This window comes from Ancylobacter sp. (assembly GCF_965249975.1).
In the GTDB taxonomy this organism is placed as follows: Bacteria; Pseudomonadota; Alphaproteobacteria; order Rhizobiales; family Xanthobacteraceae; genus Ancylobacter.
The window spans coordinates 436,723-453,286 of the sequence record NZ_CBDFNE010000004.1 but is presented as its reverse complement, the minus strand read 5'-3'; the positions used below and the strand labels follow the sequence as shown (position 1 = coordinate 453,286).

12 protein-coding genes and 3 pseudogenes are annotated in these 16,564 nt (G+C 65.8%); 4 read left to right on the top strand and 11 right to left on the bottom strand.

The features are described from left to right. Positions 1 to 865: 865 nt before the first annotated feature. Positions 866 to 1,078, bottom strand: a complete 213-nt coding sequence (locus ACP2AH_RS06615; protein ID WP_425105069.1) for a hypothetical protein — start codon at positions 1,076 to 1,078, stop codon at positions 866 to 868. Between the two features lie 16 nt (positions 1,079 to 1,094). On the opposite strand from ACP2AH_RS06615, the gene ACP2AH_RS06610 reads away from it, so the two are divergent. Further along, entirely contained in the window at positions 1,095 to 4,508 is a 3,414-nt protein-coding gene (locus ACP2AH_RS06610) for an autotransporter domain-containing protein (RefSeq protein WP_425105068.1), read from the top strand. A 472-nt stretch (positions 4,509 to 4,980) separates the two neighbouring features. On the opposite strand, the gene ACP2AH_RS06605 is transcribed toward ACP2AH_RS06610, so the two are convergent. Further along, entirely contained in the window at positions 4,981 to 5,748 is a 768-nt protein-coding gene (locus tag ACP2AH_RS06605) for an SDR family NAD(P)-dependent oxidoreductase (protein WP_425105067.1), read from the bottom strand. A gap of 94 nt (positions 5,749 to 5,842) precedes the next feature. Then, positions 5,843 to 7,351 carry an amino acid permease gene (locus tag ACP2AH_RS06600; RefSeq protein WP_425105066.1) on the bottom strand — a complete coding sequence of 503 codons (1,509 nt, stop codon included), beginning with the start codon at positions 7,349 to 7,351 and terminating at the stop codon, positions 5,843 to 5,845. A 146-nt stretch (positions 7,352 to 7,497) separates the two neighbouring features. On the opposite strand from ACP2AH_RS06600, the gene ACP2AH_RS06595 reads away from it, so the two are divergent. Continuing rightward, on the top strand, positions 7,498 to 8,349 hold the full coding sequence (locus ACP2AH_RS06595) for a helix-turn-helix transcriptional regulator (RefSeq protein ID WP_425105065.1): 852 nt from the start codon (positions 7,498 to 7,500) through the stop codon (positions 8,347 to 8,349). Between the two features lie 54 nt (positions 8,350 to 8,403). Here the strand turns inward: ACP2AH_RS06595 and ACP2AH_RS06590 are convergent, their stop codons facing one another. The 4 genes from ACP2AH_RS06590 to ACP2AH_RS06575 form a co-directional block, all read right to left on the bottom strand. Further along, positions 8,404 to 9,912 (bottom strand): tripartite tricarboxylate transporter permease, encoded by a 1,509-nt coding sequence (locus tag ACP2AH_RS06590; RefSeq protein WP_425105064.1) that lies wholly within the window; start codon positions 9,910 to 9,912, stop codon positions 8,404 to 8,406. A gap of 8 nt (positions 9,913 to 9,920) precedes the next feature. Further along, positions 9,921 to 10,391, bottom strand: a complete 471-nt coding sequence (locus tag ACP2AH_RS06585) for a tripartite tricarboxylate transporter TctB family protein (RefSeq protein ID WP_425105063.1) — start codon at positions 10,389 to 10,391, stop codon at positions 9,921 to 9,923. Between the two features lie 136 nt (positions 10,392 to 10,527). Then, positions 10,528 to 11,493, bottom strand: a complete 966-nt coding sequence (locus ACP2AH_RS06580) for a tripartite tricarboxylate transporter substrate-binding protein (RefSeq protein WP_425105369.1) — start codon at positions 11,491 to 11,493, stop codon at positions 10,528 to 10,530. 126 nt (positions 11,494 to 11,619) lie between these two features. Further along, on the bottom strand, positions 11,620 to 12,696 hold the full coding sequence (locus tag ACP2AH_RS06575) for a tartrate dehydrogenase (protein WP_425105062.1): 1,077 nt from the start codon (positions 12,694 to 12,696) through the stop codon (positions 11,620 to 11,622). A gap of 359 nt (positions 12,697 to 13,055) precedes the next feature. Here ACP2AH_RS06575 and ACP2AH_RS06570 point away from each other — a divergent pair, with 359 nt between their 5' ends. Then, positions 13,056 to 13,970: a LysR family transcriptional regulator gene (locus tag ACP2AH_RS06570; RefSeq protein WP_425105061.1), complete on the top strand. Its 915-nt coding sequence runs from the start codon at positions 13,056 to 13,058 to the stop codon at positions 13,968 to 13,970. A 35-nt stretch (positions 13,971 to 14,005) separates the two neighbouring features. Here the strand turns inward: ACP2AH_RS06570 and ACP2AH_RS06565 are convergent, their stop codons facing one another. Both ACP2AH_RS06565 and ACP2AH_RS06560 read right to left on the bottom strand, forming a co-directional pair. Further along, positions 14,006 to 14,284, bottom strand: coding sequence for a hypothetical protein (locus tag ACP2AH_RS06565; RefSeq protein ID WP_425105060.1), 279 nt, complete (start codon positions 14,282 to 14,284; stop codon positions 14,006 to 14,008). A gap of 3 nt (positions 14,285 to 14,287) precedes the next feature. Beyond that, positions 14,288 to 14,698, bottom strand: a complete 411-nt coding sequence (locus ACP2AH_RS06560; RefSeq protein WP_425105059.1) for a hypothetical protein — start codon at positions 14,696 to 14,698, stop codon at positions 14,288 to 14,290. Here ACP2AH_RS06560 and ACP2AH_RS06555 point away from each other — a divergent pair. Beyond that, a pseudogene (locus tag ACP2AH_RS06555) lies at positions 14,670 to 14,999 on the top strand (TrbI/VirB10 family protein); the annotation flags it as partial. The gene ACP2AH_RS06560 and the pseudogene ACP2AH_RS06555 overlap by 29 nt on opposite strands. On the opposite strand, the pseudogene ACP2AH_RS06550 reads toward ACP2AH_RS06555, so the two are convergent. Both ACP2AH_RS06550 and ACP2AH_RS06545 read right to left on the bottom strand, forming a co-directional pair. Next, a pseudogene (locus tag ACP2AH_RS06550) lies at positions 15,000 to 15,211 on the bottom strand (IS3 family transposase); the annotation flags it as partial. After that, a pseudogene (locus ACP2AH_RS06545) lies at positions 15,191 to 16,429 on the bottom strand (tyrosine-type recombinase/integrase); the annotation flags it as partial. The pseudogenes ACP2AH_RS06545 and ACP2AH_RS06550, both read right to left, overlap by 21 nt. Positions 16,430 to 16,564 lie beyond the last annotated feature (135 nt).

The following is a 16,564-nucleotide window of genomic DNA, read 5'->3' as shown; positions in this document are numbered from 1 at the left end:
GATCGGGTTGCCCCCCGGGAACACTCCGACGAATGACGGCACACGTCCGCCTTCGTCGTGGTCCGCGGCCCGTCAGGGGCTGGATTATGCCCGCAGCTTGAAGTGCGGGCTGACCGGGGCTCACCAAACCGGTCCACCATTTTCGACACACTGAACATACCCGCGCAGGAGCGCCTTTTCAAGAACGCGGTCGAGCGTGGCTGCTTCGCTTCCCTGCATGTGAGGGGCGCAACCCTTCTTTCGGCGCACCCAGACCCGCAAGATCTGCCGCGTTCACGCGAAGGTCGTACTCATCCCCGGACAGGAGCCCGAGCGCCACGGCGGCGTCACGGGGGCACATCATCGCTCAGGGCCTTCGCCGTGATGCGGGCGACATTGTCGTAACCGATCACTGGGTTGAGCGCCGTCGCCAGAAGCAGGACGTTGGACACGTTTTGCGCAAGCTTCTTGTGGTTTACATCAATGTCTCGAACCAGCCGCGCGGCCTGCGGCTGGCGGTGCTAGCTGCTGAGGCGCCACCTCACGCGGCCGATCGGCCGCGCGGGAACACACGCCCGCAGGCTAGACAAAGTTCACACCCCGCAAGTATGTTCTACGTCTGTTCTCATGGTCGGGGAAAGCAGCCATCTCGTCGGGTTTCTTTGCAGCTGCGGGCACCGAGCGCTTTATGTGCGTTCCGCGGTCATGGATCTATTCGCACGCACTGGGGAAACCATCCATAATGTGCGCCTGAGAATGCGCTGCCGTGTTTGTGGCGAGAGCCCTCCAAGCGGGCCCTACCCCTTCACCTCTACCGACAGCAGCACGTTTTGGCAGCGCTCTGACACGACCGTCAGGGCGCGGTTCTTTCCGTGCGAGGAGCCGCCTAGTGATAGGGAGCGATGAGAACATCCTCTTCGGGCAGAAGGCGATAAAGCGCCCAATTCCAGGCATCCATGAACAGCCATGATGCGACGCCGGCGACCAGCATCAGCGAGGCGTGAAGCATCGGAACGCCGGAGGCAAAGCCTGCCACGGCTAGCACGATCCACACCAGCGCCAGCTTTCGCATGAGAACGACGAACGGAAGGCCCGTCACGAGGACGAACAGCGCGATGCTGCACGCCGTCGAGGCGAAGACCGGCGGCATCGTGGTCGCGACCGATGCCACCACGCTGGAATTCGCGCAGGCCGGCAATTACAGCCTGTCCAATGTGATTTCCGGCGACGGCTCCATCTCCAAGAAGGGCGCTGGAACCCTGTTTCTGACCGGCGCAAACACCTATAGCGGCGCGACCTATGTCACGGCCGGCAACCTGCAGGTTGAGGGCGGAGGGTCGCTTCAGAGCACGTCCGGCTACATCGCAAATGGCGCGGGCTCGACCGCCGCCGCCGTTGTCACCGGTGCCACATCGTCCTGGACGGGAACGGGCGAAGTCGGCGTGGGGCAGGACGGCAACGGTACGCTGACCGTTTCGGCCGGTGCAGATGTGAGCTTCGCATACAGCTATCTCGGCTCCGGTGCGGCCGCTGTCGGCACCGGCACCGTGACCGGCATCAGCTCCTCCTGGACCAGCACCAGCACCCTGAATGTTGGCTATGCCGGCACCGGCAATCTCACGGTAGCCGCGGGCGGAACCCTGACAGGACCGATTGGCATTGTCGGCGTCACGGCCGGCTCGACCGGCACCGTCACGGTCACCGGCGCCGGCTCCACCTGGACGGCCAGCCAGGAAATCGGCATCGGGCAAAGCGGCACCGGCACCCTGAATGTGGAGGCCGGCGGCAAGGTGAACACCGACACCGGCTATATGGGTGTCAATGCTGACTCGAAGGGCACCGCAACCGTCACCGGTGCCGGTTCGCTCTGGACCAACACAAGCACGCTGAATGTGGGCTATGGCGGCACCGGCAAGCTGACCGTGGAGGCCGGGGGCGGGGTGACCTGCGCGGCGGGTATCGTCGGCGTCACGGCCGGCTCGACCGGCACCGTCACGGTCACCGGCGCCGGCTCCACCTGGACGGCCAGCCAGGAAATCGGCATCGGGCAAAGCGGCACCGGCACCCTGAATGTGGAGGCCGGCGGCAAGGTGAACACCGACACCGGCTTCCTTGGCGTCAACGCCGGTTCGACCGGCACCGCAACCGTCACCGGTGCCGGGTCGTCCTGGACCAACACCAGTCAGGTCCATGTGGGCTATGGCGGCAAAGGCACGCTGACCGTGGAGAACGCCGGCCAGGTTTCCACCGGAAATGGCTATATCGGCTCGAGCACAGGCTCCGACGGGACGCTCGACGTCCGCACGGGGGGATCGTTCAGCAGCGACTACAGCTATGTGGGCACCAGCGTGGCATCGGTTGGCGCGGTCACCGTCGCAGGTGCCGGTTCGCAGTGGACCAATACCCATGACCTGGTGGTGGGCGGCTCCGGCACCGGCACCCTGACGGTGTCGGACGGCGGCGCGGTGAGCAGCGGCAACGGCTATATCGGCCTTAACGCGGCATCCTCCGGCACGGTGACGATCACCGGCGCGAACTCGAGCTGGAGCACGGGTGCCCTCGACCTGTTCGTCGGTCTCGGCGGTGGCGGCAACCTCACCGTTGACAAGGGGGGCTCGGTCTCTGCGACGGTCGTGACGCTTGGCTACAGCAGCGGGGGCAGCGGGACGCTCGAACTCGACGGCGAGGAGGGTGGGCGCGGCGTTCTGACAGCGGGACGGGTGCTCGTCGGCGCCGGCAGCGGCTCCTTGACCTTCGATGGTGGCGTGCTGAAGGCGTCGGCATCGCAGGCGGACTTCATCAGCAGCACGGCCTCCGTCTCCATCAAGGCCGCCGGCGCAACGTTTGACAGCAACGGCCGTGACATCGGCGTTTCGGCCGCCCTGTCCGGTCCGGGCGGCTTTGACGAAGACGGGCTCCGGAACGCTTACGCTGACCACGGCCAGATCCTTGTCCAGGGGGCGACGCTGCGCCTGACAGGCAGCGAGTTCGCCAGCGCGTCCTCCGTTGAGGTGTCCCCGGGTGGCATTCTCGCCGGCAACGGCACGGTCAATGCCCTCATCATCCATGGGGGCGGCATCCTGGCGCCGGGCAACTCGCCCGGCACGATCTACGCCACCGACGTGACCTTCAACGACCTCAGCGACTACCGCGTGGATGTGACGCCGACCGGCGAGCACGATCTCGTCATCGGCTCCGGCACCGCCACCATCGACAGCGGCGCGACGGTCGAAGTCGTCGCCGTGCCCGGCAAATATGCGGTGGACACCAAATACGCCATCCTCACCGCGACGGGTGGTGTCACCGGCAATTTCGGCAGCGTGAGCGAGAACTACGCCTTCCTCGACGCCGCGCTCGAGAAGGATGACACCAACATCTACCTGTTGCTGCACTATAACGGCGTGTCCTTCGCCTCCTATGCCCGCACGCCGAACCAGTTCACCACCGCCACGGCGGCGCAGACGCTGGGGAGCGGCAATGCGATCTATGACGCGCTGCTGATGCTGCCTGAGAACGCCGCGCCCGCCGCCTTCGACGCGCTCTCGGGCGAAGCCTATGCCTCGGTGAGCAGCGTGCTGCAGCAGCAGTCGATCTATGTCCGCGACGCGGTGAGCGGGCGGCTGCGCCAGGCGCTGACCGCGCCGGGCGTCTCCCCGCTCGCCTATGGCCCCGGCCCGGTAAAGGCGCAACTGGCCGAGGGCTACACGCCGACCCTGTGGGCGCAGGGCTATGGCGGCTGGGGCAACAGCTGGTCCAATGGCAATGCCGCCAGCATCTCCAACACCATTGGCGGCTTCCTCATGGGCGCGGATGTGTCGGTGGCGGAGAATGCCCGCGCCGGCCTGTTCGGCGGCTATAGCCGCTCGACCTTCGATGTCGACGGGCGGTCCTCCTCCGGCTCGGCGAATAATTACGATCTCGGCCTCTATGCCGGGGCGCAGTATGGCGCCGTGGCGCTGCGCGGCGGCGCCGCCTACACTTGGCACGACCTGTCGATGTCGCGCTCGGTGGTGTTCCCGGGCTTTGCCGAGTCGCTGAAGGGCAACGACACCACAGGTACGGCGCAGGTCTTCGGCGAGATCGGTTATGATGTCGAGGTCGGCGCCATCGCCTTCGAGCCTTTCGTCGGCCTCGCCTATGTCAATGTGTCCGGCGCTTCGCTCGGCGAAGAGGGCGGGGCGGCGGCGCTGTCCGTCTCCACCGACGACATGAGCACGTTCTACTCCACGCTCGGCGTCCGGCTGGCCACGACGGTGGAGGTCGGCGGGCGCACGCTCACCCCCTATGCGACGCTGGGCTGGCAGCATGCCTTTGGCGATGTGACGCCGAGCTCGACCATGCAGTTCGCCGGCGGGCTGACGCCGTTCAGCGTGTCCGGCGTGCCGGTGGCGGAGGATGCGCTGCTGCTGGAGGCGGGGCTGAGCTACGCGCTGTCGGCCAATGCGCAGATCGGCGCCACCTATGCCGGCCAGCTCGCGGGCGACGCCTCGCAGAACGCCTTCACCGCCCAGTTCTCGCTGAAGTTCTGAGGGGGTGGCGAGAGGGGAGAGGGGTGGCGAAGGCCCCTCTCTCGCGCGCTCCTCGCGATACCGGCGACGACATCACGACGCCGAAGCGCGCACCAGACACGGGACGTCCGTCGTCAGCACGCGGGCCAAGCAAGCCCGATGCCGAGACGGCATCAGGATTCCTCAAGAGCGCCGGTCAATTCCCACGCTGACCCAGCGAAGAGAACGGGCGGATGCTCCCATCCGCTCTGTGTGCCGTAAGGCGCTATCTGGCTTTTTCCTGCTCAGCCTGTTTCGCGTCTCTCGCGTCGTTGAGCTCAGCGTCATGGCCCTTTCGCCAGTTTGGCGCGGCATCAAGCGCGGCGCGATATCGCCATGTGTTCTTGTGCCGTTTACGCAAGCCAACTGGTCGGGCCTCTCGTGCCCGCCCACTACCGGCGCGGCGCCAGGCCCTTTCGGCTCATGGCGCGCCCTCTCCCTGACACTCCCGCCCTCAGGTGGCGGTGAACCCGTTGTCGACGAACAGATGCGCGCCGTTGACGAAGCTCGCCTCTTCGCTGGCGAGGAACAGCGCGGCACGCGCCACCTCTTCGGGCTCGCCGATGCGCCCCTGCTGCACCGCCAGCGCGGCGTCGGAGACATCGACGCCGAGGCGGGAGAGTTCCTCGACTTCGCGCAGGCCATGCGGCGTGCGGATGAAGCCCGGACACACCGCGTTGCAGCGGATGCCCCGGTCGCGGAACTCGACCGCGATGGCGCGGGCGAACTGGTGGCAGGCGCCCTTGGTGGTGTCGTACAGCACCTCCATGGGCGTCGCCGCCACCGCCGAGATGGAGGACGTGCAGACGATGGAGCCGCCGCCGGCCGCGATCATCTGCGGCAGCACCGCGCGGGTCATCAGGAACATGGAGCGCACATTCACCGCGTGCAACCACTCCCATTCCTCCAGCGTAGTCTCGAGGAACGGCTTGATGACGATGGACCCGGCGTGGTTGAACAGCACGGTCACGGCGCCGTGACGCTCCGTGGCGGTGGCGACCGCCTGCTGAACCTGGAGTTCGTCCGAGACATCGGCGGCGATGAAGCTCGCCGTGCCGCCCGCGGCGAGGATCTCAGCCACTGTGGCCTCGCCCGCCGCCACATTGCGGTCGATGACGCAGACCGTCGCGCCCTCCGCGGCGAACAGACGGGAGGCGGCGCCCCCCATGCCGGTCGCTCCGCCGGAAATGATTGCGACCTTTCCTGCCAGTTTCCCGGCCATGAAACGCTCCTGTTGAATGTCGGCTGAAAAAGCGGCGCGGCGGCCAGCGTCGCGCCGGAGGATGTGTCGCGGGGTCCCGCGGTGGTGGCGCGCACTACTCGCCGAGCGGACGGCCGCGCGTGCCGCCGGACACCGCGAACTCCTCCTCGGGCGACAGCACGAGCCGGTGGCGGCGATAGAAGGCGAAATAGGCGAGACCGATGACATACCAGGCCGCCGCGGCGACCGCCGCCCAGCGATAGAGCGGGTCGAGGAACTGGTAGGCGAGAGTGACCGCGCAGATCAGGATGGTCGCATAGGCGCCGAACCGGCCGAACGGGCTGACGAAGGGCCGGGCTATGCTGGGATAGAGCGTGCGCAGGCGCAGGAAGGAGAAGCTCTGCAGGATGTAGGAGACCATGCCGGCGAACACGATCATGCTCACCAGGAAGCCGCCCATGAAGGCGACATTGTCCTTACCGCCGAGGAACCACACCAGCAGCAGCATGCCCAGCGCCATCGCCGACCCCGCCGCCAGTGCGATGTTCGGCGTCTGGGTGCGGGCGCTCGTTACCGACAGCCCGGTCGGCAGGTAGCCCGCGCGCGAGAGCGAATAGACGTTGCGGCCCGATGCGAAGGAACCGGCGAAGAAGCTTGCCGCCAGACCCAGAACCGCGATGGCGGCAAACAGCTTGGCCCAGCCATCGCCGAAGATGTGGCGGAAACCGTCGAGCAGCGGCTCGCCGGAACTGCCAAGGGCATGGGCGCCCGGTAGGGTCGCGGCGCCGAAGAACAGCACGCCGAGCGCCAGCAGGATGAGCGTCACGATGGAGAGGATCAGCGCGCGCGGCATGTCGCGCGTGGGATTCTTCGCTTCTTCCGCCGTGAGCGGCAATTGCTCGACCGCGAGGAACATGTAGACGGCAAAGGGCAGCGACAGCATCACGCCGGTGAAGCCGAAGGGAAGCCACGGGCCGTTGCCGCCCTCGATCATCGTTCCGTCCGGCGCGATGTTGAGCGCGTTGCGCGCGAAATCAATGTGCGGGATGGCGACGAGGAAGAAGAAGGCCAGCACCAGCATCGCGGCAACCGTCACCCACACCACGACGCGCATGGAGAGTTCCAACCCGCGCATGGACAGGCCCAGCATCACGGCATAGCCCACGACCCACCACAGCGGCAGCCAGCTGTCCGGCGTGCCGAAGATGGCGCTGAGATAGGCGCTCATGAAGAACATGTTGGCGGCGGGGGCGAGCACAAACTCGATGTTCTCGGCGAGGCCGGTGGTGAAGCCGCCCCAGGGGCCTAGCGCGGTGCGCGCGAAGGAGTAGGCGCCTCCGGTGTGAGGCAGCGCCGCGCTCATCTCGCCGATGGACGAGCACAGGCAGATGTACAGGAAGCCGATGATGGCGGTGGCGATCAGCATGCCGCCAAAGCCGCCCTGGGCAAGGCCGATGTTCCAGCCGGAATACTCTCCGGCAATGACCGCGCCCACGCCCATCATCCACAGGGTGAAAAGCCCTGCATGGCGTTTGAGCTGGCGCTTCTCGAAATAGCCGTCGCCGACCGGCTGGTAGGTCACCCCGCCGCTTGATGGGGCAGCGCTCACCGCGTCCGATGTCATGTGTGTTCCCCGGATGGAAGGGCTTGCCTTGCAGCCCGATTTATTGGCACGCTTATCTTCCCGGCAGTACCGGGCGTCGCCCATATCCCCAAAGAGGTAGGTCGTGCATCCTCGGCGCGTCCGGCCGTTCCATCAGTGCAAGGCAAATGACGGCCCTGGCTTCCTCCCCCGACACCTGGAACGCCATGGCGCCGGAACTGGTGGCGCGCATCGGCACGCCCGATTTCGCACCGAGTCTGGCGGCGGCGCTGGGCTCGCTCGCGCCGTTCGATCTCGATTGTGTCTTCGCCTATCCCGGCCAGGCCCGGCCGCGCCTACTGCATGACGGGCTGAAGGGTATTTCCTCGGCGCCGGTGATGCAGAACTATCTGGACGGCACCTACCTGCTAGACGCGGTCTACACGTCCTGCCTGCGCCGGGTGCCGACGGGTGTCTATCGCCTGGCAGACCTGGCACCCGACGATTTCTTCGAGGGGGAATATTACAACTCGCCCGACGTGCATCCCTGCATATCGATGGAGAGCGGGGCTCTGGCGGAGGAAGTGGTCTTCCTCGTGCCCGTCGGCAGCCGAGTCTATCTTGCTTATTCGCTGATGCGGCAGAACGCCAGCGGGCCGTTCTCCGACGAGGCCTTCGGCCGACTCGTGACCGCCGCCCCGCTGGTCACGGCGATGATGGCGAGCCATTGGCGGCAGATCGGCGAGGCAGACGAACCCTCGGCCGCGAGCCCGCCTCCCGCCCCGGAGGAGGCGATGGAACTCGCCTTCCGCACCTTTCTGCCGACCCACCTCACACCGCGCGAGCAGACCATCGTCAGTCTGGTGCTGCGCGGCCATTCAAGCCTGTCGATCGGCAACCTCCTCGACATCGCCGAGGGCACGGTGAAGATCCACCGTAAGAACCTCTACGCGAAGCTGGGTATTTCCAGCCAGACCGAGCTGTTCAACCTGTTCTTGAAGCACATTTTGAAAGAAGGTGCCGGACCGGCGAAGCGGTAGGCGGCTTTTATCGCCGCGCCGTTTCGTCAGGATGCCGCGAGCGGTTTGCGTCGTCTACGCCTCATCCTCCGCAAAGACCTTGTCGCGCTTGCCGCGAATGCTCGGCAGAGCCGCCACTGCCAGAATCACCACGCCGATGCCGAGGAGCACAGCGGAGATCGGGTTCTGGACGAAGACCAAGGGGTCGCCATGGGCGATGATGAGCGCGCGTCGCAGATGCTCCTCCAGCAGACCGCCAAGCACGAAGCCGAGCAACAGCGGAGCGGGCTCGCAGCCACATCGGATAAGCGCGTAGCCGAGCACGCCGAAGACGATCACCGCATAGACATCAAACGGATTGTTGTTGATCGAGTAGCAGCCGATGGCGGCGAAGGTGACGATGGCAGGAAACAGCGCGCGGTAAGGCACTGAGAGCAGCTTCACCCACACCCCGATCAGCGGCAGGTTGAGCACCACCAGCATGACGTTGCCGATCCACATCGAGGCGACAATACCCCAGAAGAGTTCCGGCTGGGAGGAGATCACCTTGGGCCCGGGCACGATGCCCTGCAGGATGAAGGCGCCCAGGATCAGCGCCATCACCGGATGGGCGGGAATGCCCAGCGTCAGGAGGGGAATGAACGAGGTCTGGGCCGCGGCGTTATTGGCGCTCTCCGGGCCCGCCACGCCCTCGATGGCTCCATGACCGAACTGTTCGGGGTGCTTCGAGGTGTTCTTCTCCACCGCGTAGCTGGCGAAGGAGGCGAGCACATGCCCGCCGCCCGGCAGGATACCCAGAATGGAGCCGAGGACAGTGCCGCGCAGGACGGGTGCCGCGATCTGGCAGAACTCCTTCCGGCTGAGCCACAGATGGGTGACGTACTTGATCCCCACTTCGCGACCGCGCTCGTCCTCCAGGTTGCGGAAGATTTCCGCCACGCCGAACACGCCGACGGCAATCGAGACGAAGTTGATGCCGCCATAGAGTTCGAGCTGGCCCAGCGTGAAGCGCGGCGTGCCAGTATAGACGTCCTGACCCACGGTCGCGAGCACCAGACCGAGGACGATCATGCCCAGCGCCTTCAGCACCGACCCGTGCGCCAGCGAGATCGAGACCAGCAGTCCGAGAACGATCAGCGCGAAATATTCCGGCGACCCGAAGCGGATCGCCACGCTGGCCAGCGGCGGCGCCGCCATGGCGAGCAAAAGAGTGGCGACACTGCCGGCGAAGAACGAGCCCAGCGCCGCCGTGGCCAGCGCCTGTCCTGCCCGTCCCCGCCGCGCCATCTGGTAGCCATCAACCGCGGTCACAGCGGACGAACTCTCGCCCGGCAGGTTGATCAAAATGGCGGTGGTGGAGCCACCATACTGCGCGCCGTAATAGATGCCCGAGAGCATGATGAGCGCCGTCACCGGCGAGAAGGTGAAGGTGATGGGCAGCAACATGGCGATGGTGGCCGTCGGGCCGATGCCCGGCAGCACGCCCACCAGCGTCCCCAGCAGCACGCCGACGAAACACCAGATGATGTTGACCGGCGAGAACGCGGTCTCAAAGCCCAGCGCCAGATTCGACAGAAGTTCCATAACTCACCTCACCGTCCGAAGACCGGGCCGAAACTTGGCAGGTTGATGCCAAGGCCCAGCTTGAACACAGCGAAACACAGGAGGCTCATGACGGCGGCGATGGCGAGAGCAGCGGCGAGCGAGTTCTGTGTGGACGAGAGGGCGGTCAGCGCGGTGCAGAGGAAGACGACAGGCACGAGGCCGAGATCATCGCTGGCATAGCCGAACAGGAACAGCGACAGGCAGACAAGGACGATCGCCCGCCACGGTACCGCCCTGGCGTGGTGCTCGGAATGTGAGCTCCAGTGCTGGAGCCCAATGGCGACCCCGAGGGCAAACAGCAGCACCGATAGCACCACCGGGAAAAGCCCCGGACCCACCTGACCGCCGGCGCCGAGGTCATAATGCCGCGCCTCGCTGCCAAAGAAGAGGGCCAGTATAATGAATATCGCCCCGACATAGAGGTCGTTGCGCGATCGTTCCTTATCAGTCGTCGTCATGGAGTGCCTCTCGGCTGGGCGCGTTTCGGGCAGCTTGCGGACTTTGCCGGCATGGAGGCATGGGGAGTGGCAGGCCGCCTAGGAGCCGAATGCCGGGCAGGCGGAGGAGCGCCCGCCCGGTATCCATAAGCTGCGGTCAGTTGGAGGATTTGAGCAGGGCCTCGAGCCGTGCAGTCTCCGCCTTGAAATGCGCGTCGAGTGCGGCAGGGGTCGCCTCGCCCGGCTCGACGGGAACCGTGCCCAGCGCGGCGAAGCGCTCGATGACCAGCGGATCCTTCAGGGCCGCCTGCAGCGCCTGCGACAGTCGAACGCGGGCCGCCTCGGGCGTGCCCTTCGGCGCCCAGACCGCATGCCAGGCGGTGATCTCGAAATCCTTCAGGCCGCTCTCGCTCAGCGTCGGAAGGTCCGGCAGAACGGCGATGCGCTTGGGCGTGGTCACGCCGAACGCCTTGATCTCGCCGCCCTTGATCTGGTTGGTGGTGTTGGTGGTCTGGTCGCACATCAGGTCGATGCGCTTGCCGATCAGGTCGGTCATCGCCGGTCCGGATCCGGGATAGGGAACCTTGGTGAGCTTGGCGCCCGTGGCCTGCTCCAGCATCTGCGCGCACAGGTGCGAGACCGCGCCGACACCCGCCGTGCCGATGGTCAGCGAAGTGCCCGGCTGCTTCATGAGCGCGAGCAGCTCGGCGATGTTGTTAGCCTTGAGGTCGGTGCGGCCGACAAGTGTCATTGGCACTTCCGTCACGAGGCCCACGGAGGTGAGCTCGGCGGGCTTGTAAGGCAGTGCCGGATAGAGCGCGGCAAAGGTCGAGACGCCGATATGATAGAGCAGCAGCGTGTAACCATCGGGTGCCGCCTTAGCGACCTGGCCCGTGCCGAGCGAGCCGCCGGCGCCGCCCTTGTTCTCGATCAGCACCTGCTGGCCGAGATTGGCACTCATCGCCTGTCCGACGAGACGCGCGACCGTGTCACTGGGGCCGCCCGCCGCAGCTGGGACGAGAATGGTCACCGGCTTGGTGGGGAACCCATCCTGGGCGAGGGCGTAGTGCGCGGGCGCGGCCAGCGCGGCCAGCGCGGCAAGCAGGGCGCCGGTGGCGAGCATATGGCGTATCATGGTGAGCCTCCCTTATTTTCGTTGGTTCGCGTGCAGTCCTGTTAGCAAGCACGTCGTCGGATGGCACCCGGGCGGAGATCCCCTCTCCGTCCGAGCACAAGAACTGTCGCGCGGTCAGGCATTGGCGGCCTGAATGGCCTCGATCACGCCGGCGGTGACATCCGCCGTGCGGGCGGTGCCGCCAAGGTCGGGCGTGTGGAAGCGCGTATCGCCGGTGACGCGTTCAATGGCGTTCATCAGTCGGTCAGCCGCGGGCTTCTCGCCCAGATGCTCCAGCATCATCACCGACGACCAGAAGGTGCCAACTGGATTGGCGATGCCCTTGCCGGTGATGTCGAAGGCCGAGCCGTGGATCGGCTCGAACATGGAGGGGAAAGTCCTCTCGGGATTGAGATTGGCCGTCGGCGCGATGCCGAGCGAGCCGGCCACCGCGGCGGCGAGATCCGAAAGGATATCGGCGTGCAGATTGGTGGCGACGATGGTGTCGAGGCTCTCCGGCTTCATCACCATGCGCACGGTCATGGCATCGACCAGCATCTTGTCCCAGGTCACATCCGGGAACTCGGCGGCCACTTCGGTCGCCACGTCATCCCACATCACCATGGCATGGCGCTGGGCGTTCGACTTGGTGACGACGGTGAGATGCTTGCGCGGACGCGAGCGGGCGAGCTTGAAGGCGAAGCGGATGATGCGTTCGACGCCGCCACGGGTGAACATCGCGACATCCGTGGCCACTTCCAGCGCCTGCCCGCGATGGACGCGCCCGCCGACGCCGGCATACTCGCCCTCCGAGTTCTCGCGGATGATGACCCAGTCCAGTTCGGGGCCCTGCACCTTGCGCAGCGGTGAGGTGATGCCGGGAAGGATGCGGGTCGGGCGCACATTGGCATATTGGTCGAAGGGCTGGCAGATGTTGAGCCGCAGCCCCCAGAGCGTAATGTGGTCGGGAATTTCGGGATGGCCGGCCGAGCCAAACAGGATCGCGTCATGATGACGGATCAGGTCACGGCCGTTCTCCGGCATCATCACACCATGCTGCTTGTAGTATTCGCCGCCCCAATCGAAATGATCGACCTGGAAGGCGAAGCTACCCTCGCGGGCGGCGGTGGCGTGCAGTACCTCCACACCGGCCGAAATCACCTCGCTGCCGATGCCGTCGCCGGGAATGGCCGCGATCTTGTAGGTCTTCATCGAAGGTTCTCCAGAACAGTAAACAAATCAGCGGTCCAGACGGCACGTCGCGGAGCTTGGACCCATCGCCGATGAAGGCCGCCGCACGGGTTCACGGGGCTCGCAACTGCGTTGCCCAGGGGCTTCAGGGGGAAGTGGCCAGAAAGTGGGGAGAGAGTGGCGAGGACCGGCTGCCGAAGGGGCGTGACTCGCCACGCCGACGCAGCTGCGCGGCATCTCATCTTCCTCCCTGAGTTTTGGCCGGCGCTTATGAGCGTGCCTGTTGCACCTATCCTAGGGTGGTAGGGGGTCTGCTTTAATCGGGGCTGGATTATATAATTTATTGAAATAATCTGAGCCGCACGAGATGGAGGCAAGCCATGGATCTTCATCAGCTCAGATGCTTCATCGCCGTCGCCGACGAGCTGCATTTCGGCCGTGCCGCGCGGCGGATGGACCTGATGCCGGCGGCTTTCGGCCGCCATGTGCAACTGCTGGAAGAATCCCTGGGCACGCGCCTTTTCGTCCGCACCACGCGCAGCGTCGCACTCACCGATGATGGAATGTCTCTGCTGACGGACGCGCGCACCCTGCTGCAGGTGGCCGACGCGATGGCACTCCGGTTCCGGGAGCGGGTGCGGCTCAATGCGACGACGCTGCGCCTCGGAGCGGTGGACACCGCCGCCGCTGGCCTGGTGCCGATGCTCCTGCATGATTTCCGCGCCCAAAGACCTGACGTCGTCGTCGAGCTTGTGGAGGACAAGACGATTGGCCTGCTGCCGCGACTGCTGTCCGGTCGGCTTGATCTTGCTCTTATCCGGCCGCCGACCCAGCTCGCCCGCCAAATTGAGCTGCGACATCTGCTGCGCGAAAGCGTGGTCGTGGCCGTTCAGAGCGACCATGCCCTCGCCGGGCGTGCATGCGTCACTGTTTGCGAGCTGGCGGACGAGCCGCTGATCGTGCCCAACCGACGCCTGCGCCCGCACAGTCACGATCTCACCATCAAGCTGTTCGCGCAGGAGGGGCTGAAGCCCAGCATCACCCAGGTGGCCGGCGAGAAGCAGACGATTGTCGGGCTCGTCGCCGCCGGCCTCGGCGTGGCGCTGGTGCCGCGATGGACCTCGCGCATGAGCGTCGCCGGCGTGGCTTATATCCCGCTCGCTTTTTCCGGCTCGGAAGAGCTGAACGTCCTACCTTTGGCCGCCGCCTGGATGGGTGGCTCACGCGACCCTGTCCGCGATGAGATGCTGCAGCTTCTCGCAGACAATATCGCCCGTTACCGCGCCGAGGCTTAGGATGACAGCGGCTCATGTGCCTCCGCCATTCTCCACTATTCTCCATGCCGGGCAACCACGAGCGGGCGCAGCGCGGTGACGGCGGCATCGGGCGTCGTGATCAGCTCGGCTCCGCGAACCGCCTGCAGAACCGCCGCGCGGGAACGCACGAGTGAGAACTGGCCGATCAGGATCACATCGCAATCGCGTAGACCCACCGTCGCCGCCGCGACGCGCGCGTCATGCCCCTCCACATCACTCGCCCTGAGCGCGCTCAGGGCGCCGTCGGCGACCGCAACCTTGATGGAGAGGCCGCGGCCCTCTGCCGGGGCCATCGCCTAGAGTTCGCGCGACAGCGCCGCGGCCGATGGCCCGAAGCTTACCAACAGTCCGATACGGTCGCCCTGCGCCAGCGCGGCGCGGAAGGCCGCTTCGTTGGGTCGGAAGCCAGGAATCGCAAGCCGATTCTTCACTGCCTCAATCGCCGGGCCGAAGGCCGAACAGGTGAAAAGGATACCCGCCGGCATCCCGCCGGCTCCCGAGCCAGTCGCGGCGTAATCGGCCAGAGTGACGAAGCGTCGGGTCATGGCGGCATCAAGGTGCCCGGCCGCGGCGAGATCGACGGCCAGCGACTTGTCGAGCAGGTCGAAGACGAGTGCCTCCGGCCAATACTCGCGAAATGCAGTCCGCGAGGGCGTCACGGATTCCTCGAGCGCATGGATGAGCACGATGCGCGGGCTGTCGGTCAAAGTCCTCGCCGGCGCCGGGCTGGTTGTCAGTCTCGGCCTTGGTGGTGCGCTGATCTATGATCTGCAGGGTCGCGGCAAGGGGGCCGGCGGTGAGGAGCTCTACTCCACCCAGAACCGCTCCACGGCCGATGGCCTCGCCGGCCTGCCGCGGGACTACACCGGGCCGATCCTGGGTCCGCCACTACCCGGAGATTTCGGCCGGCCGATCCTTGATGCGCAGAACCGCGGCCAGCCCGTCGTGCCGCCGACAATGACAGCGCCACAGGTCGATCCCGAACAGCAGCGGCGTCTCGCCGAACAGTAAGGTGGCCTGGTCGGGTCGGCAGAATCTGTAGTGGTAGGTGGACCGGTCGAACTCCAGAGCCGCACAGGCCCGGCGGATCGACACCTGCCACTCGCCACACATCATGCCGACGAGCTCGCGCTTGCGACCAGGCCTCAGATTTTTCGGCGGACGATATCCTGCAGCATCTCCCGGTCGAGCGAGAGGTCAGCGGCGAGGTTGCTGCGCTTTCTCGAGAGCATGGCTCTGACGAACTTGTCCCACTTGGCCATGCCAGCACGCTTCTCGGCCATGTAGTTCCAGCGGTCATAGTGGCGGGAGCTGACATCCTGCAGCGCGTGGTTCTGCAGCCGGTCGCGGATCTCCTTGGTGACCCCCGCCTTGCCGGCAAGCGTCTTGAAGGTCCGGCGTAGATCCCGGTTGGTCGCGTGCGGGATCACGCCGCGGTCGCGCTGACGCCAGACAAAGGCGTAGAGCGTGGCGTGGCTGACAGGACGGGTCGGATCCTTGGCTGACGGGAAGAACCAGCCGAACTCATTCGGCGTGATCGACTCGATAAGTTCGGCTGCGAGCGAGGGAACAGGAACCGCGTGAGGCTGAAGGTTCTTTGTGGTCGACCAGTCGATGATCCGCTCCCTGGCGTCCCACTGATCAACATGAAGACGGGCGATTTCCTCTACCCTCTGCCCGGTGAGCATGATCAGCTGAACCGCCCGGGCATAGGACGGATGGATCGGTACATCCGGGCACTCCAGCCAGCGGTAGAGCTGGACGAACTCATCCTCACTCAACCAACGGGTCCCCTGCACCTTCGGTTCGGTCGGGATGCCCGAGGCTGGATTGAACGGGATGCGGAAGCGCCGAGGTGAGGCATGACGGTAGTCATTGTCCGACTTCATGCCCCAGCCATAGGCGGCATGGATGTAGCACCGGACGTGGTCGGCCATGGACCGCGCGCCGCGCTCATAAATCGGCCGAATCAGCTCGACGATCTCCTCCGGCTCGATCTCCCGTGCCAGGCGGTTCCGCCCTAATGTCCCGGCGATCTTGTTGAGCCCCTTCTCGGTCTCCTTCCACGACGGCTTGTTCGCCACTTTGAGCGAGGCGACATAGCCCTCGAATAGATCCGCAACCGTACCCGGCCGGGTATCGGTCGCGATCTTGATGCTCCGGCCCTTCTGGATCACGTCGGCGTAGTCGCGCTTGAACACCTCCCTCGCCTGCGCCAGCGAGATGGATGGGTAGGCACCCAGCTTCTTCTTGGTCCGCTTACCGTCCCGCCATTGCTGCGCCATCCAGTCGGCGGTCACCCGCTTGGGCATAGGCTTCAGGACCAGCACCAGACGACCTGTTCCCCGCCCTTCCCCGTCTGGCAGGTTCTCCTGCTTACGGCTCGTCTCCACCCTCTTAATGGCATGGCGGATGGCTGTGTCAGTCAGGCTCGGCATGGCGCATCTCCCACTCCAGAACTGGGATCGGTCAGGGCGAAGCGGGATCGACAACTGGGATCGGAAAGCGGCCCACTGTCCCTTTTACCGCCCCCACTATCCCACGGCTGTCGGGCGTACGCCAAGCGTCAAAAT